Raw genomic sequence first — 21525 nt, forward strand, 5'->3', positions numbered from 1 at the left:
TTTCGAGATGTGTCAAGACAGGGTAATGGGTGCCCGCAACGCGGCGGCCAATGCACCCAGGAACGCGGCGGCGTCCCTGCCGTTGAGGAAACGGTGGTCGTAGGCCAGGCCCAGCGTCACCACGCGCCGTCCGTCCGTCTCCTGCCGCGGCGCCGTCAGCGACAGCGCGCAGGTGTGGCCCGGGTAGACGATGGGGGTCGCCAGGATCACGCCGTCGTCGGGGTGCAGGGCCAGCAGGATGTTGGCGCCGCTCAGGTCCGCCTCGGTGAACGTCCCGTTCAGTGCCGTGCGGCGGTAGCGCGCCAGGTCGGCGGCCAGCTCGGCGGTCGGGCGGCCGGTGGCGTCGCGCAGCACGGGGACGAACATGCCGTTGCCGAGGTCCACGGTCACCCCCACGTGGGCCGCGCCCGCGCGCCGCGCGCTCCTTCCGCTGACCGGCGTGGCGAAGCACAGCGGGAACTTCTCGACCAGGCTTCCCGCCGCCTTGACGACCAGCTCGGGCACGCCGATCAGGACCCGGTCGCGCCGGGACAGGACGCGGGCGTGCGACAGCGCGTCGGTCACGTCGACGCGCATTGCGGTGAAGGCGGCGGGAATGGCGGCGTGGGACTCCTCGACCACGGCCGCCACCCGGCGCTGGGTCCTCGACAGGTGGATCAGGTCGGGGTCCAGGTCGTCGGTGGTGACGACCTTCTTGCCGAGCGCGTGGACCTCCTCCAGCGTGATGCCCCGCTCGGCCATGAGAGCCTGCGCGGGCCTGGTGATGACCACCGTGGCGGCCCGCTCGCCCTCGGCGGCGGCCGGGGAAGCGACGCCCGGCGCGGGCTCCTCGCCGAGGCTCAGCCGGGCGATCACCTGGCCGGGCGCGCACTCGGCGCCCTCCGCCAGAGCATGCCTCAGCACGCCGTCGTGCTCGGCCGTGAGCTCCTCCACCGTCTTGGAGGTCTCCAGCTCCACGATGGCCTCTCCGGCCCGTACGGCGCGGCCGTCGGCCGCCAGCCAGGCGACCACGAGATAGGCCGTGTCGTTGCTGTTGAGCTTGGGCACCAGGATGTCGGTCACGTGACGGTCTCCAGTACGGCACGGCGGATGTCGCCGGGCTGCAGCAGGACCTCGCGCTCCAGGTGCGCCGCCGCGGGGATGACACTGTCGGCCGAACTGACCAGCGTGACCGGCTTGCGCAGAGCCGGCCACATCCGGGAGTGGAGCGCCGCGGCGACGTCGGCGCCCCAGGTGCCGCCCGCCGTGCTCTCCTCGGCGACCACGACGTGCCTGGAGGCCGGGAGCAGTTCTGGCAGGGGGTGGAGCCGGGAGGGCACCAGGATCTCGCAGACCACCTCGTGCTCCATCAGCAGGTCCTCGGCCGCCGCCAGGGCCCGGTGGGCCACCCCGCCCGGCACGATCAGCGTGCAGTCGGGCTCGCCGCCCCCGTCGAGGCTCACGCGGGCCACCTCGTCGCCCGGATACGCGCCGCGGCCGGCGAAGCCGACGCGGAAGAGCGGGCCCGCCTCGAACATCCTGCGGGTGTAGAGGACCTTGTCCTCGAACAGCAGGCACGGCAGGCCCTGCTCCAGCATCCCGGCCAGCAGGCGGGTGGCGTCGTGGAAGGGCGTCAGCTCGTACACGCGCAGGCCGGGGATGCCGATGAAGTGCTTCTGCGGGCTCTGGCTGTGGGTGGCGCCGTAGCCCCGGTTGCCGCCCGAGGGGCAGCGGACGATCAGCGGGACCGGGACCGGCCTGCCGTACATCGCGGTGGACTTGGCGGCGAAGTTGGCCAGCTGGTCGAAGGCGAGCGTCACGAAGTCGGCGAACATGATCTCGACGATCGCCTTGGCCCCCGCCAGCGCCAGCCCGGCGCCCACGCCGGTGATCGCGCCCTCGCTGATGGGGGTGGAGCGGACACGGTCGCCGAAACGGGTGGAGAGACCCTTGGTGATCTTGAAGGCTCCGCCGTACGGGTCGGTGATGTCCTCGCCCAGGACGTGCAGGTCGGGGTCGGCCTCGAGGAGGTCGTGCAGCGCCCGGTTGAGGTGCTCGGCCACCCGGGGCGCGGGCCCCTGCACCGCGCCCTCCCGCGCCGCGGACTGGCGGGCGTCGGCGACATCGGTCACGCGCGCTCCCACACCGAGAGCGGGCGGGCCGAGACGTCGGCCACGATGCGGCCGACCAGGGCCTGGATCTCCAGGTCCAGATCGCCACCCGCGGCGTGCCGGTACCAGTCGGCCGCGCGAGCCTCGTCGAGCTCCTGGGCGGGGCGGGTGTCGTCGCCCTTGCTGTGCGGCCCGAGCCGGTGGGTGACGAACTCCACGACGATCGGGCAGCTCTCCTCCCGGACGGCGGCTACCAGGGGCGCGAGCTCGGCGCGGATCGTGCCGATGTCGGTCGTGGCCAGCCGGATGTGCGGCAGGTCGAAGGCGGCGGCGCGCGCCGCGATGGTGCCGGCCAGGTGCCGGTGGGTGGGGGTGGACTGGGCGATGCCGTTGTTCTCGACGACGACCAGCAGGGGCACGCGCCACAGGGCCGCCATGTTGAGCGCCTCGTAGACGGCGCCCTCGCCCCAGGTGCCGTCGCCCACGTGCACGCAGGCCAGCGCCCCGGTGCCCTTGAGCCGCAGCGCGGTGCCGACGGCCACGGGCAGGCTCTCGCCCTGGACGCCGGTGGACAGGAACCGGTGGTGGTAGATGTGCTGGCTGCCGCCGACGCCCGAGCAGAGCGCGCCCTCGCGGCCCATGATCTCCGCGAGCAGGCCTGGCGCGTCGCCGTAGCGGGCCAGCAGGTGGCCGTGGCCGCGGTGGTTGCTGAAGACGTAGTCGTCAGGGCGCAACAGCGGCGACAGGGCGACGGGGATGTACTCCTGGCCCAGGCAGGTGTGCGTGGTGCCGCCGATCTGGCCGGCCTCGAACAGCCGCAGCAGCGACAGCTCGAAGTGGCGGATGAGGAGCAGGCTGCGCAGATCCTCGGTGCTGAGACCGCGAACCGCCTCGGCGAGGCCGGTCATAACGGGACTCCAGATGCTCTCACGGGACCTCCCGGGAACGGATGGGAGCGCTCCCACATTTGGAGCGTAGGAGGCGCGGATTCGAGATGTCAACCCCGTGTCTTGATGTGCCGGTCAAATTGCCTGACTCGACCCCGTATTGCGCCCCGAACACGCCGGAATTTCGGCCATCCGTTATGTCGATCGTGAGAAATATTCTTGACACTCAACAAGCGACATTCCTAGCCTCCGACGTTGGGAGCGCTCCCATCAGCGCTGCCTTTGGGGGAACGATGTCCGTGAAGTCCCTGCCTGATTTGTTATGCCTGCGGGCCGAGGAGGCGCCCACCGGCGACGCCGTGCTGGTCGAGGGGCGTGAGCCGCTCACGTACGGCCAGTGGAACCAACGCGCCCGCGCGCTCGCCGTACGGCTGGCCCTTCGAGGCGTGCGGCCGGGGGACCGGGTGGGGCTGCAGTTCTCCGAGCGGGACTGGCCCGAGTTCGCGGTGGCCTACTGCGGTACGCAGCTCGCCGGCGCCGTGGCCGTGCCGCTGTCGGACCGGCTGGCCCCGGCCGAGCTGGACTACATGCTGGGCCACTGCGAGGCGGTGGCGGTGCTGCACTCAGCAGGACTGCGCCGGCCCCCGGGACCGTGGTGGACGGCCGCGTTGACGGAGATCGAGCCCGACGCGGCAGACGGCACGGAGCCGGAGATCACGATGCGCGGCGACGACCCAGCGCAGATCCTTTACACCTCCGGCACCACGGGCCGTCCGAAAGGGGTGGTCGCGACGCACGCCAATCTCGTCCACGGCGCGGAGATTCGTGCCCGACGCCGCCGTTTCGGACACTCCCAGATCCTCCTTCATGCCTTCCCCATCGGGACGAACGCCGCCCAGCTCATGCTGTTCAACGCGCTCGACGCCCACCCCGCCGTCCTGAGCCCCGCGAGGTTCACCCCCGCCCGATTCGCCCGGCTGATCGGCACCAGGCCGGTCGGCACGGTCTTCCTGGTCCCCTCGATGGCGATCGAACTGCTCGACGCGGGCCTGCACGAGCGCTACGACTTCTCCGGCGTGCGGCTGCTGGGCTCGGCGGCGGCGGCGCTGCCCCCCGCCGTGGCCAGGCGCCTGGCGCAGGCCTTCCCGAACGCGGCGATCGTCAACTACTACACCTCGACCGAGGCCGCCCCCGCCCAGACGATCATGATGTACGACCCGGCCAGGCCCGGGGCGCTGGGCCGTCCCGCGGCGGGAAGCGCGCTGCGGATCCTGACCGAGAAGGGGGCCCCCGCCGCGACGGACGAGGTGGGCGAGGTGTGGCTGCGTTCGGCGGCCGCCTCGCGCGCCTACCTCGGCGAGGGCGCCTCGCCGACCTTCCGCGACGGCTGGGTGCGCATGGGCGACCTGGGCCGCCTCGACGCCGACGGCTACCTCTACCTCGTCGACCGCGAGAGCGACGTGGTCAAGTCCGGCGCGTTCAAGGTCTCCACCCTGCACGTGGAGTCCGCGCTGCACGAACACCCCGACATCGCGGAGGCCGCCGTCTTCGGCCTGCCGCATCCCGTCCTGGGCACCGTCCTGGCCGCCGCGGTGGTCCCGCGCCGGGACGCGACGCTGTCGCCCACCTCGATCCGCGCCTTCCTGATGGACCGGATCGCCACGCACGAGCTGCCCGCACGGGTGGCCGTCCTGGAGTCCCTGCCCAAGAACACCTCGGGCAAGGTGCTCAAACGCCGCCTGCCCGAGCTCCTCGATTCGTCTCGGAGTTGACATGACCCCAGCCCAGCACGGCATGTGGCTGACCGAACGCGCCGGGCTCGGCGGACCGGTGCACCACCTGCCGCTCCGGGTGCGCTTCGCTGGCCCCCTCGACACGGACGCGCTTCTGGCGGCCTGCGCCGCCGTGGTGGCCCGCCATCCGGCGCTGACCGCCGCCTTCCCCGACGGCCGGGCCCTGTACGGCGCGGCCAGACCGGCCATCCGCCTGGCCCAGGATCCGGACGCCGACCCGGATGACGAGGCGGCCCAGCCGTTCGACGTGGAGTCGGGGCCGCTGGCGCGCTTCACGCTGTATCGGCGTGGCGAGGAGGACCACCTGCTGCAGGTGGTGGCGCACCACCTGGTCTTCGACGGGGTGTCCAAGGATCTGCTGCTGGCCGACCTGGCGCAGGCGTACGGCGGAGCGGACCTGCCTGCCGCCGCCGCTCCGCCGGAGGCGCCCGAGGCAGAGTCCCCGGCAGAGGTCCCGGCAGAGGTCCCGGCAGAGGTCTTGGCGGCGGATCGCCCGGCAGCGGAGGGTGGGCTGGAGCGGGCGGCGCGGTTCTGGGAGAGCCGGTGGCGCGACGACCCCACCCTCCTGCCGGGCCACGGCAGCTCCTCGCCGCGCCCCACGCGGGCCGACGCCGTCACCCTCGATCTCGGCGACCTGCGCGACGCCGCGCAGGCACTGGAGGTGACCCGCTTCGAAGCACTGGTGACGGCCCTGATCCTGGTGCTGCACGGCTACGGCAACGACCGTCCTGCCGTGGCGGTGGACGTCTCCACCCGCACCCCCGAGACCGACGACGCCATCGGCCACCACGCCAACGAGCTGCCCGTGTTCGTCACCCCCGAGGGCACCTACCGGGAGACGGCGGCGGCGGTGCGCGCGGAGCTGCGTGCCGCCTACCGCCACCGGCAGGTGCCCGTGCCACGGGCGGTCGGCGGCATCTCGCCCAGGAGCGCGTTGAAGCCGGTGACGGTCAGCTTCCGCGAGCGAGGGCGGCCCGAGCCGGTCTTCCCAGGCGTCGAGGCCGAGGTCGACTGGGCGGTGCCGACCGGGTGGATCCGGGGCAGCCTGCACGTCCAGGTTGTCGACGAGCTGGCGCGGCTGCACGCCGGGCCGGGAGTGCGCGGGGACGAGGTGGCGGCGCGTCTGCGTGCCGTCCTGCGGGCCGACCCCGACCTGCCGATCGTCGCCCTGCCACTGCCCGCCCGCCTGACCCCTGCCGCACTCGACGGACCCGCGGACGGCGCAGTGGACGGCGCCGTGGACTCCGAGCTGGTCGCGAAGGTGACGGAGATCTTCCGCGAGGCGCTCCAGGTCGGCGACATCCAGCCCGACGACGACCTGTTCGACCTGGGAGGCCACTCCCTGACGGTCACCACGATCATCGGCCTGGTCAAGGAGCGCCTGGCCGAGGAGCTGTCGTTCGAGGTGTTCATCGACACCCCCACCGTCACCGGCGTCGCCGGGGAGATCGCGAGGACGAGGTGCTGAGGGAGCGGATCGCCGAGCTGGTGAGCCAGGCCAGCGGCGGCGAGCTGGAGGCGGCCGAGGTGCTGGCGGCGGACTGCCCGCTGCCCGCGCTCGGGGTGACCTCGCTGGTCTACATCAGGTTGCTGGACGCGATCGAGCTGGAGTACGGGGTGGACCTGGATGCCGAGGCGGGCTGGCTGGACACGCTCGACGGCCTGGTGGCGAGCCTTGAGGCGGCCGGGCGATGAACGCTGAGGAGACGTCGATGATGTGGGTGGTCGTCAACCACGAGGAGCAGTACTCGATCTGGTGGAGCGACCGTGAGCCGCCCGCCGGGTGGCGTGGCGCCGGGTTCGAGGGCAGCCGCGAGGAGTGCCTGGAGCACATCGCGGCCGTCTGGACCGACATGCGCCCGCTCAGCGTCAGGCCGGTCACCGATGAGGCCGCGGGAGGCTCGGGTTGAGCAGCGACCGCCTGCTGGACAGGCTGGCCGCGTTGCCGCCGGAGCGGCGCCGGGCGCTGCTGGCCTCGGTCCAGGGCGGCGAGCGCACGTTCCCGCTGTCGAAGGCCCAGGAGCGGCTGTGGTTCCTACACCGCTACGACCCCGCGGACTCCGCCTACAACATCGTCTGGACGATGCGGCTGCGCGGCGCCCTGGACGTGAGCGCCCTGGCCGCGGCGCTGACCTCGGTGGTGCGCAGGCACGAGGTGCTGCGTACCCGCTACCGGATGGTGGGCGAACGGGCGGCGCAGCTCGTCGACGCGCCCGCGCCCGTGGAGGTGGAGCGTGACGGCGAGCTGGAGGAGTTCGCGACCCGCCCGTTCGACCTGGCACGGCGTGGCCCGCTCCGGGCGGCCGTGATCCGCACCGGACCGAGGGAGTGGCTGTTCTGCCTGGTGGTGCACCACATCGCGCTGGACGGCTGGTCGCTCGACACACTGATCGGGGAGATCGCCGAAGCGTACGCGGGCAGGTCGCTCGAGGTCGCGGAAACGCAATATCGGCATTTCGTTGAATGGGAGCGCTCCCAGGACGTTTCGGCGGCGGTCGCGCGCCGGGCCGAGGCGTTGGCGGGCGCTCCACCGCTCGATCTGCCGGGCACCAGGCCCGCCCGCTGGAGCGGGCGCGGCGGCCGGGTGCGCGTCACCGTGCCCGACGAGATCACCACCCGGCTGGAAGGCGTCGCCAAGGCCAACCGGGCGACGTTGTTCATGGCGCTGCTGGCCGCCTTCGAGACCATGGTCTTCCGGGTCTCCGGTGCCACCGACTTCTGCGTGGGCGTACCGGTGGCAGGGCCCGGCCGTGTCGCCTTCCCCTCGCTGGTGGGGTGCCTGGCCAACACCATGGCCCTGCGGGCCGACCTGAGCGGTGAGCCCGGCTTCGCCGACCTGCTGCGCCGTACCCGCGTGGCGACCCTGGGCGCGCTGCAGCACGCCGCCGCGCCGTACGAGGAGGTGCTGGCGGCGGTGCGCCCGCCTCGCGACCCGAGCCGGCCGCCGCTGTGCCAGGTGATGTTCAACCTCACCCACAACCTGCCCAAGCAGCGGCTGCTCAGCGCCTCGATGGGCGACCTGGAGGCCGAGGTGCTGGACCCGCCCCCGCCGCGCAGGGCCAAGGCGGACCTGTCGGTCGAGCTGTGGCGCGGCCCGGAAGGGCTGGGCGGCTGGCTGGAGTACAACGCCGACCTGCTCGACGCCGCCGCCGCCGAGCGGCTGGCCGCCCTGTACGCCTCCATCGTCACCGAGGAGACACGATGATCCTGGAGGAGATCCGCGCCTGGAGCGAGCGCACGCCGCACGCCGTCGCGGTCAGCGGGCACGGCGGGCAGCTCACCTACGCCGGGTTGTGGCGGCGCGCCACGGACCTGGCCGGACGGTTGCGCGCGCTCGGCGTCGGGCGGGGCACGACCGTCGGGCTGCACCTGGAGCGAACGCCCGGCATGGTGGTGTCGATCCTGGCCGTCTGGGCGGCCGGCGGCGCCTACGTGCCCCTCGACCCGGGCTTCCCCGCCGAGCGGCTGGCCCTGATGCGCGAGGACGCGGGCATCGACCTGGTGCTGACCGGCGAGTTCGTCGGGGACCTGGGCGAGGCGAGCGGGCCCGCCGCCCCGCTCGGCGACGGACCGGGGGACCTGGCCTACCTGATGTACACCTCGGGATCCACCGGCCGGCCGAAGGGCGTGGCGGTGCCGTACGACGCGGTCGCCAACCTCCTGCGCTCCTTCGGCGACCGTCTGGAGCTGGGACCCGGCGACGTCTGGCTCGCCGTGACAACGCTGTCGTTCGACATCTCGGTCCTGGAACTGCTCCTGCCCCTGGTCAGGGGCGCGCGGGTGGTCGTGGCCGGGCTGGAGGAGAGCGCGGACGGCGCGGCCCTGCGGGCGCTGGCCGAGCGCGAGTACGTGACCCACCTGCAGGCGACCCCGGCGACGTGGCGCATCCTGCTCGCCTCCGGCGGCGTGCCCGCCTCCGTCGCGACCCGGCTGTGCGGCGGCGAGGCGCTGCCGCGCGACCTGGCCGACGAGCTGCTGCGCGGCGGAGCCCGCTTGTGGAACGTCTACGGTCCCACCGAGACCACCGTCTGGTCGGCGGCGGGCCTGGTCGGCGACGGGCCGATCGACCTGGGCGAGCCCATCGACGAGACTAGCCTGTACGTCCTGGACGCGGGCGGCGGGCCGGCAGGGGAAGGCGAGCTGCACATCGGCGGCGCGGGCGTGGCCCGCGGCTACCACGGGCTGCCCGCGCTGACCGCCGCCCGCTTCGTGCCCGACCCGTTCGCCGGGGTGCCGGGCGCCCGCATGTACGCCACCGGCGACCTGGTCAGGCGTACCCCCGAGGGCAGGCTGCTGTTCCTGGGCCGGGCCGACCAGCAGGTCAAGGTGCGGGGCTTCCGCATCGAGCTGGGCGAGGTCGAGGCGGCGCTGCGCCGGGTGACGGGGACGGGCGACGCGGCGGCCACCGTACGGCCGGGCCCCGACGGCACGGCGAGGCTGATCGCCTACGTGACCGGCGGCCCGCCTCCCGAGCGTGCCGCACTCGCCGCGCTGCTGCCCGACTACATGATCCCCTCCCACGTCGGCACCCTGCCCGAGCTGCCGCTGACGCCGAACGGCAAGGTGGACCGCCGGGCCCTGCCCGACCCCGCGTGGACCCGCGACCTGAGCACGCCCTACCGGGAACCGCGGACGACGGCCGAGAAGGAGCTGGCCCTGATCTGGGGGGAGGTGCTGGGCATCGCCGAGCCGCTCGGCGTCGACGACGACTTCTTCCAGCTCGGCGGGCACTCGCTGGGCGCCGCCCAGATCCTCGCCCGCGTCCAGGCGAGGTTCGCCCTGTCGGTGCCGCTGGCGCTGCTGTTCGAGAACCCCACCATCGCCGGCCTGGCCGCGGAGATGGACCGGCTCGACCCCGACGAGTGGGATCTGGCCGACATCGCCGCCATGCGCGACGAGCTCGACGGCCTGGGCGCCGAGCAGCTGGAGGCCCTGTTCGACCGGCTGGAGGAGGGCCGGTGAAGGCGCCCCTGGCTCCCCAGCAGGAGCGCCTGTGGCTGCTGCATCGCCTCGACCCCGGCGACGCCTCCTACAACATGTACAGGTCGAGCCGGCTGCGCGGCCCGCTCGACCGCCCGGCCCTGGAGCACGCGGTCGCCGCCCTGGTGCGGCGCCACGAAGGACTGCGCACCCGCTTCCGCGAGGAGGACGGGGTGCCGTGGGCGATCCTGGAACCCTCCTGGACCCCGGCCGTCGAATGGGTTGCGTGCACCACGGTCGACGAGGCCGACCGCTACCTGACCGACCGGATCAACGACCCGTTCGACCTGACGCGGCCGCCGTTCCGGGTGCTGGTGGTACGGCTCGCGCCGGACGACCACCTGCTGTGCCTGATGCCGCACCACATCGTGGCGGACGGCTGGGCCGCCGGAGTGATGCACGACGACCTGGCCGAGCTCTACAACGCGGCGGTGACCGGCCGCGAGCCCCAGCTGCGCCCGCTGCCGGTGGGCCCGGCCGACTACGCCCGATGGCAGCGCAGGCGGGCCGAGCGCGCCGTGCCGTACTGGCAGGACAAGCTCGCCGAGCCCCCGCCGCCCGACCTGCCGTTCGCGCGGGTGCGCACGGCGGAGCCCGGCGTACGGCCGGCCCGCGGCGGATGGTGGGCGCTGCCCGCCGGGGTGATGGGCGAGCTGGACCGGCTCGCCCGCGCTCACCGGGCCAGCCTGTTCATGGTGCTGATGGCCGCCCACCAGGTGCTGATCTCCCGGCACACCGGGCACGGAGAGGTGCTCGTCGGGACGGTGGCCGCGGGCCGCGACCGGGTGGAGATCGAGCCGATGGTCGGCTACGTCTCCCAGGCCGTGGTCATGCGCGGCGACCTGGGTGACGACCCGCCCTTCACCGAACTGCTGGAGCGGACCCGGCGGGAGGCGCTGGAGGTGCTCGGCAGGCCCGCCGTGCCGTTCGAGCAGATCAGGCAGCCCGCCGCGACGCTCATGCCCAGCATGTTCATCCTCCAGGACGTCGAGATGTCGGGCCGTGACGCCTTCCACGGGCTGCGCGAGACCACGCACGGGGGAGCGCTGCGCCACGCCAAGCTCGGGCTGGCCGCCGAGGTGTGGCGCAGCGGCGAGGAGTACGGCCTGACCATGACCTGGGACGCCGGGCTGTTCGGCCAGGAGGACGGCGAGGTGCTCGCCGCCAGGTACGTCCGGCTCCTGGAGTCGATCGCCGCCGATCCGTCCGCGCCGGTCTCCCGGCTGGAGTTGTGGCCCGAGCAGGCGGCGGTGACGGCAGAACCCGAAGTGCGGCCCGAAGCGCGGCCCGGAGTGCGGCCCGAAGCGCGGCCCGAAGCGCGGCCCGGCGGTGGGCTTGGCGCCCGGACCGGTTCTCTGTCAGCGGCACGCGGTGACGACCCCGCCGTGATCTGCGGGGACGTCGTCGTGTCCCACGCCGCGCTCCGCGAGCGCGCCTCCCGGCTGGCCGGGGGACTGGCCGCGTCCGGCGTACGGCCTGGCGACATCGTGGGGGTGCGGCTGCCCCGCTCGCCTGAGGCGATCATCGCCTTGCTCGCCGTCTGGGGCGCGGGCGCCGCCTACCTGCCGCTCGACCCGGCCGATCCCCCCGAGCACGCGGTGCGGCTCCTGGAGGAGGCCGGGGCGGTGGCGGTGATCACGTGGGACGGCCTGCCGTACAAGGTCCTGGATCCCGAGCTCACCGGCGAGCCACTTGAACGGGAACCGGCGGGCGACGCGTATGTGATCTTCACCTCCGGCTCCACGGGCACGCCCAAGGGGGTCCTGGTGGGGCACGAGGCCGTGGCGGCCAGGGTGGCGTGGATGGTCCGCGACTACGGGCTGGGGCCCGGCGACCGGATCGTGCAGTTCGCCTCGCTCAGCTTCGACGCCCATGTGGAGGAGATCTTCCCTGCGCTGGCGGCGGGCGCGGCCCTCGTGCTGCTGCCCGAGGGCGCGGCCAGCCTGCCCGATGTGCTCGCCGGCCCCACCGGGCGGCAGGTCACCGTGCTCGACCTGCCCACCGCGTACTGGCACCGCCTGGTCGACGACCTCGACGAGATCGTCTGGCCGCCCGAGCTGCGCCTGGTGATCATCGGGGGTGATCAGGCGCACGAGAACGCCGTCGCCCGCTGGCACGAACGGTTCGGCGGCCGGGTCCGGCTGGTCAACACCTACGGGCCGACGGAGGCGACCGTCATCGCGACCGCCGCCGACCTGACACCCGAGGACGGACGGCCGCCGATCGGCAGGCCCATCGGCGCCACCAGCGTGGCGGTGCTGGACCGCCACGGCAGGCCGCTGCCCGCCGGATGCGCCGGGGAACTGGCCATCGGCGGGACGGGCGTGGCGACCGGCTACCTCGGCAGGCCGGGCCTGACCGCCGCGGCGTTCGTCCCCGACCCCGACGGCCCGCCGGGCTCGCGGCGCTACCTCACCGGCGACCGCGCCCGGTGGCGTTCCGACGGGCGGCTGGAATTCCTCGGCCGCGCCGACTCCCAGGTCAAGGTGCGCGGCTTCCGCATCGAGACCGGCGAGGTCGAGCAGGCTCTGCTGGCGCTGCCGGGGGTCGCGCAGGCCCACGTCACGGCGCGCGGCGACGACCTCGTCTGCTACCTCGCCGGATCCGCGACGGACGAGGAGCTGAGGACCGGGCTGGCCGCGCGGCTGCCGCGCCAGTTCGTGCCCACGCTGTGGGTGCGGCTCGACGCCATGCCGCTCACGAGGACCGGCAAGATCGACAAGTCGGCGCTGCCGGAGCCGCGTCCCGCCGTCGCCGAGCACGTCCCGCCGGAGGGTGAGGCCGAGGAGCTCGTCGCCGGGATCTGGCAGGACCTGCTGGGCGTCAAGGCCGGCCGTACCTCGGACTTCTTCGAGCTCGGCGGGCACTCGCTGCTGGCCACCCGGGTGGTGGCACGGCTGCGCGCCGCCCTCGGGATCCAGCTGAGCATCATGACGATCTTCGACCGCTCCACCGTCGCCGCGCTCGCCGCGGCCGTCGAGGAAGCCCTGATCGAGGAGCTGGCGCTGTGATCGAGTTCTCCGGCGCGGCCGTACGGCACGGCCCCGCGACCTGGGGGCAGCGGGCCATCTGGCGGATCACCCAGTGGCTGCCGCCCGGCGACCCCTACTTCAACCTGCCCTGGACGCTGGCGGTGCGCGGCAAGCCCGGCATGGCCGAGGTCGAGGCGGGTCTGCGCCGCCTGATGGAACGGCACGAGAGCCTGCGGACCACCTGGCACGACGGCCTGACCCAGCGGGTGGCGGGGGAGGGCAAGCTCGCCGTGGACCTGGTGGAGGCAGGCGGCGAGCGGCCGCGCGAGGTGGCCGCGCGGATCGCCGCCGGGCTGGCGGCCACCGGGTTCGACTACGCGGGCGAGCTGCCCCTGAGGTGCACGATCGTCACCGTGAACGGCATGCCGAGGGTGCTGGCCTTCGGCTTCAGCCACCTGGCCGTCGACGCGGGCGCCATGGAGATGATCGCCCGCGAGTGGCCGCTCCTGCAGACGGGGGCGCCGCTGCCGCCCGCCCCGCAACCGCTGGAGCTGGCGGCCTACGAGCAGTCGCCGGAGGGCGCCGCGACCAGCGGGCGCGCCTTGCGGCACTGGCGCACCTGCCTCGACCGCGCCCCTCGCACGCTGTTCGGGCCGGGGACGTCGGAGCAGGCCGCGGGAAATCCGTGCCGTTTCGTCAAGCTCGGCATGGATTCCCCGCTCTCGGCCCGCGCCGCCACCACCCTGGCCGCACGCCACGGCGTCAGCACCACCAGCGTCCTGATCGCCGCCTACGTCACCGTGCTGGCGCGCCTGACCGGCCACCGCACGATCGCCCTGCAGTTCATCGTCGGCAACCGGCACGCGCCGGCGACGCAGGGCCTGGTCGCCACCCTGGTCCAGGACGGCGTCTTCGTCGTCGAGACCGCCGGCGACTTCGCGGCGACGGCCCGCGCCGCGCACGCCCAGGCCCTGACGGCCTACCGGCGCGCGCACTACGACCCCGCGGCCCAGCAGGCCCTCATCGCCGAGGCGGGCCCGGCGCCCACCGCCTACTTCAACGACACCCGCACCTTCCCCGGCTGGCCCAACCTGCCGGCCTCGCCGCCACCGGCGACGATCACCGAACTCGGGACCTGGGAGCACGTCGACGCGCAACTGTTCTTCGCCGTCGACCCCGCCACCCACACCTGCCGGACGAGCCTGCTGGCCGACACCGAGCACCTGCCACGCGCGCGGATCGAGGAGACGCTGCGCGGCATCGAATCCCTGCTGGTCACCGAGGAGACGGCGTGAAAGCGCTCATAGTCGGCGGCGGGCTCTCCGGCCCGCTGCTGTCGATCTTCCTGTCCGCCCGCGGCCACGAGGTGGAGCTCGTCGAGCGCCGCCCCGACCCGCGCACCTCCCCGCCCGCGGGAGGCCGTTCCATCAACCTGGGCGTCTCCGCCCGAGGCATCCGGGCCCTGCGGGCGGCCGGCCTGTGGGCGGAGGTCAGGAAACTGGCGGTGCCGATGCGCGGCCGCATGGTGCACCTGCCGGGCAGGGCCCCGGCCTTCCACCCCTACGGCCGCTCGCGTGACCAGATCCTGCACTCCGTGCGCCGCGACGGCCTCGCCTCGCTGCTGGTCGAGCGCGCCGAGAAACAGAGCGGCGTACGGCTCACCTTCGACACCCCGTGCCTGGCCGTCGACCCCGACACGGCCACGCTCACCCTGCCGGGCAGGCAGGTCACCGGCGACTTCGTGGTCGGCGCCGACGGGGCGTCGTCCGTCGTCAGGACCGCCCTGCACCGCAGGCTCGCGGGCAACTTCCGGCGCGACCACCTCGAATGGGGCTACCTGGAGCTGACCATCCCGGCCTCCGCCGGACTGCCGATCGAGGCCCTGCACCTGTGGCCCGGCTCCGGAGGTCTCGCCGTCGCCCACCCCAACCTCGACGGCTCGCTGACCTGCACGCTCTTCCTGCCCCGCCAGGGCAGCGACCCGGCCGCGCTGATCGCCGGGCAGCTGCCGGGCCTCACCGCCCTCATCCCCGACCTGCCCGACCAGCTCGCCGCCGCCGAGATGTCGACCCTGACCACCGTCAGGACCTCGCCCTGGCAGCACGACGGCCGGGTGGTGCTCGTCGGCGACGCCTGCCACGCCGTCTACCCCTTCTACGGCCAGGGCATGAACTCCTCCTTCGAGGACTGCGTCGTCCTGGACCGCTGCCTGGGCGAACACCCTCCCGCCGAGGCCTTCGCCGCCTACGAGCGCGCCAGGCGCCCCCACACCGACGTGCTGGCCGAGCTGTCCGAGCGCAACTTCTTCGACCTGCGCGACGGCGTGCGATCACCGCTCGCCGTCGCCAGGAAACGCCTGGACCTGGAGTTGCACCGGCTCTTCCCCCACGCCTGGGTGCCGCTGTACACCCTGGTCTCCCACACCACCGTGCCCTACGGCGACGCCCTGCGCCGAGCCAGAACGCAGGAGCGGATCGCGGCCGCCGCGGCGGGCCTGACCGGGGCCGCGCTCGTGGCCGCCACGGGCATCGCGGCGCGCCGGTTCCGACGCGAGAGGACCTCCACATGATCACGCACCCCACCGATCCGTCGCTGATGCTCTTCGACCCCGGCGACGTCGCGGCGCAGGAGCCGCCGCACCCGCTGGTCCGTCAGTACGCCACGGAGTTGGGCGCGGTCGTCGCCTGGGCCCATGAGTACCTGTGCCGGCCGCACCCCGAGCTCGGCCGTCGCGGACCGGTCTGCCCCTACACCCAGGCCTCGCTGGAGCGCGGCCTGTTCCGGCTGGCCGTGGAGCCCGGCCACGACGCCGGATCCCCCGGTGTGATGGACCGGTATCGCGAGTGGTTCACCATCCTGGCTCCGCCCGGCCGCGCCGACTCGGTGCATGCCGCGATCCTGGTGCTGCTGCCGGGCATGGCGGGACGACTGGAACTGATCGACGAGGCGCAGCGCCTGCTGAAGGACACCTATGTGGCTGACGGATTGATGATCGGCGAGTTCCACCCGGGACCGCCCCCCAAGGCGGGACTGTGGAACCCCGGTTTCCGGCCGTTGCACGCGCCCGTGCCGATGCTGGTCATCAGGCACATGGTCGCCACCGACCTGCCCTTCCTCGCCGATGACCCCGCCCACCTGGAGGCCTACCAGGCCCGGTTCGGTGACCAGATCCCCGGCCGGTTGCGTGACGCGTTCCCGGCCGTGGCCGCGGGTGAACGATGAGCAGGCTGCCCGCCGGGACGATCGCCCGGCTGATGGCGGCCCGCCGCGCGGGCGCCATCCCGCGGCGGGAGCCGGGGGTGCCCGTGCCGCTGACCCCGGCTCAGGAGCGCATCCGCTTCCTGCAGCAGGCGGGCCAGGACTTCAGCGCCTACCTGTGCTGGGCGGGGGAGCGGCTGCGCGGCGAGCTCCGGGAGGAGGCGGTACGGCAGGCGCTCAGCGAGATCGTCGCCCGCCACGAAGCCCTCCGCACAGCCCTCGTCGAACAGCCGCCCGCCGGCGCCGTACCAGCCGCCGGCCCGGTCCAGGTCGTGCACGAGGCGGTGGACCCTCCCCTGGAGGTGGCAGAAGCGGACGGCGAAGCCGAGGCCCGAGCACTCACCGACGCCTTCGTCACCCGCCCGATGCCACCCGACCGGCCGCCGCTGCTGCGTGCCCTCCTGGTCCGCCTGGCACCCGACGATCACGTTCTCGTCCTGGCCGCCCACCACGCCATCTGCGACGGCGCCTCGATGGGCGTGCTCCTGTCCGAGCTGTACGGCCTGCTCGCCGGCGCCGTCCTGGAGCCGCCCGGCACGCAGTTCCCCGACTACGCCGCCCAGCTGTCAGGGGGAGGCGAGCGGGAGCGCGAGTTCTGGCGCGAGGAGCTGTCGGGCGCACCCTCCCTGCTGAGCCTGCCCGCCGACCGGCCCAGGCCTGCCGTACCCAGCGGCGCCGGCGCCCGCGTGTCGGTGACGCTGACCCCGGCCCGGCACGCCCGCCTGCGGGACAGCGCCCGCGCGGGCCGCGACACCACGTTCACGATCATGCTCGCCGCGCTGGCGATCACCCTGAGCCGCCTGGCCGGTCAGGACGACGTGGTCATCGGCAGCCCCGCCGACGGCCGGGACCTGCCCGAGCTGGAGCGCTCGGTGGGCATGTACGTCAACACGCTCGCGCTGCGGCTCCGCCTCGACGGCGACCCCACGGTGGGGCAGGTGCGCGAGCAGGCGTTCCAGGTGGCCATGCGGGCCGTCGACCACCGGGCGACCCCGTTCGACGAGGTCGTCGGGCTGGCGGCCGGTGCCCGCGACCTCAGCCACAACCCGCTGTTCCAGGTCATGCTCGTGGAGGAGGCCGCCGCCGCCCGCGAGCCCGCGGGCGGCCTGCGCCGGGAGGCGTGGTGGTTGCCCGCCCCCGAGGCGCGCTTCGACCTCACCGTCGTCGCCTCCACCGGCCAGGACTTCGTGCTGCACCTGGACTACGCCGCCGACCTGTTCGACGAGCCGTCGATGACGGTGCTCTCCGCGCAGCTGGTGGAGGCGCTGGACGCGCTGCTGGACACCCCGGACCTGCGGCTCAGCCAGGTGCTGACCCCGGACGAGGGCCCCGGCGACGGCCTTTCGCAGCCGATGTCCGGAATCGTGGCAGATGAGCCGTCGGGCCCGTCGTCGGCGGCGGCGCCCGACGGCGATCTCGACGTGGTCGCCGAGATCGCCGCGCAGGCCCGCATCCGGCCCGGCGCGCCCGCGCTCATCGACGCCGGCGGCGTCGTCACCTACGGCGAGCTGCTCGCCCGGGCCGACGACCTGGCCGGGCGCCTGCGACCGCTGATCGAGCACGAGGGCACCGTGGTCGGGATGGCCCTGCCCACCGGCACGGACGCGGTGATCGCCATCGTCGGGATCCTCCGCGCGGGCGCCGCCTATCTGCCGCTCGACCCCACGCACCCGCCCGCCCGGCTGGCCGGGCTCCTGGCCCGCGCCGGCGCGGCGGCGGTGGTCCACCCGGGGCTGACCGTGCAACCCCTGCCCGCGAAAGCCGCGGCCGGGACGGCCGGTCTCGCCTACGTGATCTACACCTCGGGCTCCACCGGCGCCCCCAAGGGCGTCATGGTCACCCACCGCACGCTCTCCGCCCTCACCCGCTCCTTCCGCGACGTCCACGGCTTCGCCGAGGGCCATCGTGTCCTCATGCTGCCCCCGCTCACCTTCGACGCCTCCGTGGGCGACCTCTTCCCGGTGCTCACCTCGGGCGCGGCCCTGGTGACCCATCCGGAACCGGCCAGGCTCGACGGCCAGGAGCTGCTCGCCTTCTGCCGCGAGCACCGGATCACGGCGGTGGACACCGCCGCGTCGCTCTGGCGGCGCTGGGTGGCGGATCTGGCGGACGAGGGCGTCCCCGACGACTGGCCGGTCACGCTCGTCATGGTCGGCGGCGAGGAGGTGCGCGCCCAGGACGCCCGCACCTGGCAGCGCCTCACCGGGGGCCGCTGCGACCTGGTCAACCACTACGGCCCCACCGAGGCGACGGTCTGCGCGACCACGCACTGGCTGCGCGGCGGTGACGACCTGACCCGCCTGGGACGTGTCCCGATCGGCACCCCGCTCCCGCACGTCAGGGCACGCATCCAGGACCGTGGCGGCAGACCCGTCCCGAGGGGCGCCGTCGGCGAGCTGTTCCTCGGCGGGGACTGCCTGGCCCGCGGTTATCTGGGCGAACCCGCGCTGACCGCGGCGGCGTTCGTCCCCGACCCGTCCGGGCCTCCCGGCGCCAGGATGTACGGCACCGGCGACCTGGCCAGGATGCGGCCCGACGGCTCGATCGAGTTCCATGGCCGCCGCGACCGCCAGGTCAAGGTCAGGGGGCACCGGATCGAGCCCGCCGAGATCGAGCAGGCCGTCGCCGCCTACCCGGGGGTGACCGACAGCGTGGTGACCGCCGCGCGCGACCGCCTGGTCGCCTACGTGGCGGGGGTGGACGACCCCGATGAGTTGCGGCGCTTCCTCAGGGCCAGGCTCCCCGGCCACCTGGTGCCCGGGGTGATCGTCCCGGTGGAGGCCATCGCGCTCACCGCTCACGGCAAGATCGACCACTCGGCGCTGCCGGAGGCGCCGGACGCCCCCGGCCGTACCCCTCCGCGCGGTGACGGCGAGCGGCGCCTGGCGGAGGTCTGGCAGCGGGTGCTGGGCGTGCCCGAGGTGGGCAGGAACGACGGCTTCTTCGCCGTGGGCGGTCACTCGCTGCTGGCCGCCAAGGTCGTCACCGAGATCCGGCGGGAATTCGGCGTGGAGCTGCCGCTGCGTGCCGTCCTGGAGACCGCCGACCTGGCGGAGCTGGCCGCGCTGATCGAACGCGGCGCGCTCCCGGACGAGACGCCCGATCTGGAAGCCCACGCCACGCTCCCGCAGGACTTGGCAGAAGCGTTCCGCGGGCCGTACCGAACCAGCCCGCGACGCGCGGGTGCCCGTACGATCCTGCTCACCGGCGCCACCGGCTTCCTCGGCGCCCACCTCGTCGAGGAACTGCTGGCCAGGACCGACGCCACCCTCCTGTGCCTGGTCAGGGCGGCCGACCCGGAACAGGCCGTCGAGCGGGTCGTGGCCAACCGCCGCGCCTACGGCCTGGCCGCCGGCACCGAGCGCCTGGCCGGGCTGCCCGGCGACCTCACCGCCGAACGGTTCGGCCTGGACGAGGTGGCCTTCTCCGCCCTGGCCGGAACGGTCGACGTGATCTGCCACAACGGCGGACGCGTCAACTTCGCCGAGAGCTTCGAACGCCTGCGCCCCGCCAACGTGGGCGGCACGCTGAGCGCGCTGCGCCTGGCCGCGCTCGGCGGAGCCGACCTGCACCTGGTCTCCACGCTCGGCGTCTTCCTCGGCTCCGCCCACCGGGACCAGAAGGTCACCGAGAACGACCCGCCCGACGACCCGGCGGGCCTCGGCTCGGGCTACGACATGAGCAAGTGGGTGGCCGACCGCCTGGCCAGGCACGCCAGGCAGGCAGGCGCACGCGTGTCGGTGCACCGCCCGGCCCGCGTCACCGGCCACAGCGTCACCGGCCGGGGCAACGCGGGCGACTACTTCAGCCGCCTGCTCGTCACCTGCCTCCAGCTCGGCATGGTGCCCGACCTGGAACACGAGGAGGACCTGGCGCCGGTGGACCACGTCGCCGCCGGGATCGCCCACCTGATCGGAGAGGGCCAGGGCGGCGACCACCACTACTTCAACGCCGCCACCCTCTCCTACGCGGGCATCGCCGGCGCCCTGGAGGCGGAGCTGGTGCCCTGGCGCCGCTGGCGGCAGGCCGTCCTGGACCAGGGTGACGCCGGCCCGATGGCCCCCTTCGCCGGCGTGCTGGGCGAGGAGGCCCCGAGGTTCGACCGGCCGGGCTTCGACTGCTCGCACACCGAGAACCTGCTGGCGCGGGCGGGCATCGTCTGCCCGCCCGCCGGCCCCGACCTGCTGCGCCGATACGTGGCCGACCTGACCGGAGTGAGTACGGCATGAGCAACCACACGATCAGGTTCGCCCTGGTCTGGACGGCCTCGTTGGTGTCGGCGGTCGGATCCGGCCTCACCGGCTTCGTCCTGGGCGTGTGGATCTACACCACCACCGGCTCGCCCACCCAGTTCGCCGCGGCCATGCTCAGCGGGATGATCCCCGGCATCCTGATCGGCCCCTTCGCCGGGGTCGTGATCGACCGGTTCGACCGCCGGCGGGTCATGGTGCTCACCGACAGCCTGGCCGCCGCCTCCACCGCCGCCGTCGCGGTCCTGGCCGCCTCGGACGCGCTCACCGTCTGGCACGTCTGCGCGGCCTCGGCGGTCAGCGCCGCCTGCGGCACCTTCCACATCACCGCCTACCAGGCGATGACCCCGCTGCTCATCCCCGACAAGCACCTGGCGAGGGCCAACGGCCTGATGCACGTGTCGACGGCGACGCAGATCGCCGCCCCGGTCGTCGGCGGCACCCTCCTGGCGGCCATCGGGCTGCCCGGCGTGCTCGTCCTCGACCTGGCGACCTTCGCCGTCGCGGTCCTCACGCTGACGCTGGTCGGCCTGCCCGAGAAGGTCCTGCGCCCGGAGCCGGTCGCCGAGCGGCCCACGGTCCTGGCCGACCTCGCCACGGGCCTGCGTCACCTGCGCGGCCGGCCGGGACTGGGCGCCCTGGCCGCCGTGATGACCGGTTTCGGCTTCCTGTTCGCCGTCGCGGGCGTGCTGGTGCAGCCGCTCATCCTCAGCTTCTCGGATCCCGGCGTGCTCGGCCTGCTGATGTTCGCCGGGGGAGCGGGCATGTTCGCCGGGAGCCTGGTCATGGGCGCGTGGGGCGGGCCGAAGGCCAGGCTGCGCGGCGTGGCGCTGTTCATGGCGCTGGGCGCGCTGCTCCTGCTCGCGCATGCCGTACGGCCCTGGCCCCTGCTGGTCGCGGTCGCCGCGGCGGCCTTCCTGTTCACCCTGCCGATCGTCAACGGGAGCGCGTACGCGCTGCTGCAGAGCCGCATCGACCCGCCCCTGCTCGGCCGCACGCTGGGCACTGTCCAGACGTTCGGCGCGGCCGCCGCGGCGCTCGCCTACGTCGTGGCCGCGCCGCTGGCCGAGTTCGTCGCGGGGCCGCTGATGGCTCCCGGCGGCGCGCTGGCCGGCAGCGTCGGCGCGCTCATCGGCGTCGGCGAGGGCCGCGGCATCGCGCTCGTCCTGGCCGCCGACGGGCTGCTGCTCGGCGTGCTGGCCGCCCTGACCGTCGCCCTGCCCCGATTGCGCCGCATCGAGACACCCGCGCCCGGCCCGGTCCCCGCCGCCGCCGTGAGCTGAACCCCAGGACCT

15 protein-coding genes are annotated in these 21525 nt (G+C 74.0%); 12 read left to right on the top strand and 3 right to left on the bottom strand.

All coding sequences use genetic code 11. From position 1 onward, the window contains the following. Positions 1–12 precede the first annotated feature (12 nt). The 3 genes from HNR30_RS09405 to HNR30_RS09415 are packed head-to-tail and all read right to left on the bottom strand — an operon-like array spanning position 13 to position 2998. Entirely contained in the window at positions 13–1062 is a 1050-nt protein-coding gene (locus HNR30_RS09405) for a 2-oxo acid dehydrogenase subunit E2 (protein ID WP_181609369.1), read from the bottom strand. Beyond that, positions 1059–2111 carry an alpha-ketoacid dehydrogenase subunit beta gene (locus HNR30_RS09410; protein ID WP_312894305.1) on the bottom strand — a complete coding sequence of 351 codons (1053 nt, stop codon included), beginning with the start codon at positions 2109–2111 and terminating at the stop codon, positions 1059–1061. Before HNR30_RS09410 ends, HNR30_RS09405 begins: the two co-directional genes overlap by 4 nt. Further along, on the bottom strand, positions 2108–2998 hold the full coding sequence (locus tag HNR30_RS09415; RefSeq protein WP_181609370.1) for a thiamine pyrophosphate-dependent dehydrogenase E1 component subunit alpha: 891 nt from the start codon (positions 2996–2998) through the stop codon (positions 2108–2110). The genes HNR30_RS09410 and HNR30_RS09415 overlap by 4 nt, the downstream gene beginning before the upstream one ends. Positions 2999–3270: 272 nt before the next feature. Here HNR30_RS09415 and HNR30_RS09420 point away from each other — a divergent pair, with 272 nt between their 5' ends. From HNR30_RS09420 to HNR30_RS09475, 12 genes are read left to right on the top strand one after another with little or no spacing between them, the layout of a single operon-like run. Then, complete coding sequence (locus tag HNR30_RS09420) at positions 3271–4749, top strand: class I adenylate-forming enzyme family protein (protein WP_181609371.1); 1479 nt, start codon at positions 3271–3273, stop codon at positions 4747–4749. A gap of 1 nt (position 4750) precedes the next feature. Then, the gene (locus HNR30_RS09425; protein WP_181609372.1) at positions 4751–6238 is read left to right on the top strand and encodes a condensation domain-containing protein; all 1488 of its coding nucleotides are present in this window, start codon (positions 4751–4753) and stop codon (positions 6236–6238) included. Continuing rightward, on the top strand, positions 6232–6465 hold the full coding sequence (locus HNR30_RS09430) for a phosphopantetheine-binding protein (protein ID WP_181609373.1): 234 nt from the start codon (positions 6232–6234) through the stop codon (positions 6463–6465). The genes HNR30_RS09425 and HNR30_RS09430 overlap by 7 nt, the downstream gene beginning before the upstream one ends. A gap of 17 nt (positions 6466–6482) precedes the next feature. After that, positions 6483–6680 carry an MbtH family protein gene (locus HNR30_RS09435; RefSeq protein WP_312894306.1) on the top strand — a complete coding sequence of 66 codons (198 nt, stop codon included), beginning with the start codon at positions 6483–6485 and terminating at the stop codon, positions 6678–6680. Next, positions 6677–7975 (top strand): condensation domain-containing protein, encoded by a 1299-nt coding sequence (locus tag HNR30_RS09440; RefSeq protein WP_181609375.1) that lies wholly within the window; start codon positions 6677–6679, stop codon positions 7973–7975. Before HNR30_RS09435 ends, HNR30_RS09440 begins: the two co-directional genes overlap by 4 nt. Beyond that, positions 7972–9732 carry a non-ribosomal peptide synthetase gene (locus HNR30_RS09445; RefSeq protein WP_181609376.1) on the top strand — a complete coding sequence of 587 codons (1761 nt, stop codon included), beginning with the start codon at positions 7972–7974 and terminating at the stop codon, positions 9730–9732. The genes HNR30_RS09440 and HNR30_RS09445 overlap by 4 nt, the downstream gene beginning before the upstream one ends. After that, a complete protein-coding gene (locus HNR30_RS09450) occupies positions 9729–12761 on the top strand; it encodes a non-ribosomal peptide synthetase (protein WP_181609377.1) in 3033 nt (1010 codons plus the stop codon). The genes HNR30_RS09445 and HNR30_RS09450 overlap by 4 nt, the downstream gene beginning before the upstream one ends. Continuing rightward, a complete protein-coding gene (locus HNR30_RS09455) occupies positions 12758–14017 on the top strand; it encodes a condensation domain-containing protein (protein WP_181609378.1) in 1260 nt (419 codons plus the stop codon). Before HNR30_RS09450 ends, HNR30_RS09455 begins: the two co-directional genes overlap by 4 nt. Then, positions 14014–15291: an FAD-dependent oxidoreductase gene (locus tag HNR30_RS09460; RefSeq protein ID WP_181609379.1), complete on the top strand. Its 1278-nt coding sequence runs from the start codon at positions 14014–14016 to the stop codon at positions 15289–15291. The genes HNR30_RS09455 and HNR30_RS09460 overlap by 4 nt, the downstream gene beginning before the upstream one ends. Next, entirely contained in the window at positions 15288–15944 is a 657-nt protein-coding gene (locus HNR30_RS09465; RefSeq protein WP_181609380.1) for a DUF6875 domain-containing protein, read from the top strand. The genes HNR30_RS09460 and HNR30_RS09465 overlap by 4 nt, the downstream gene beginning before the upstream one ends. Further along, entirely contained in the window at positions 15941–20209 is a 4269-nt protein-coding gene (locus HNR30_RS09470; protein WP_181609381.1) for a non-ribosomal peptide synthetase, read from the top strand. The genes HNR30_RS09465 and HNR30_RS09470 overlap by 4 nt, the downstream gene beginning before the upstream one ends. Further along, positions 20206–21513 carry an MFS transporter gene (locus HNR30_RS09475; protein ID WP_181609382.1) on the top strand — a complete coding sequence of 436 codons (1308 nt, stop codon included), beginning with the start codon at positions 20206–20208 and terminating at the stop codon, positions 21511–21513. Before HNR30_RS09470 ends, HNR30_RS09475 begins: the two co-directional genes overlap by 4 nt. Positions 21514–21525: the final 12 nt, after the last annotated feature.

The sequence above is a fragment of the Nonomuraea soli genome (assembly GCF_013761175.1).
Taxonomy (GTDB): Bacteria; Actinomycetota; Actinomycetes; order Streptosporangiales; family Streptosporangiaceae; genus Nonomuraea; species Nonomuraea soli.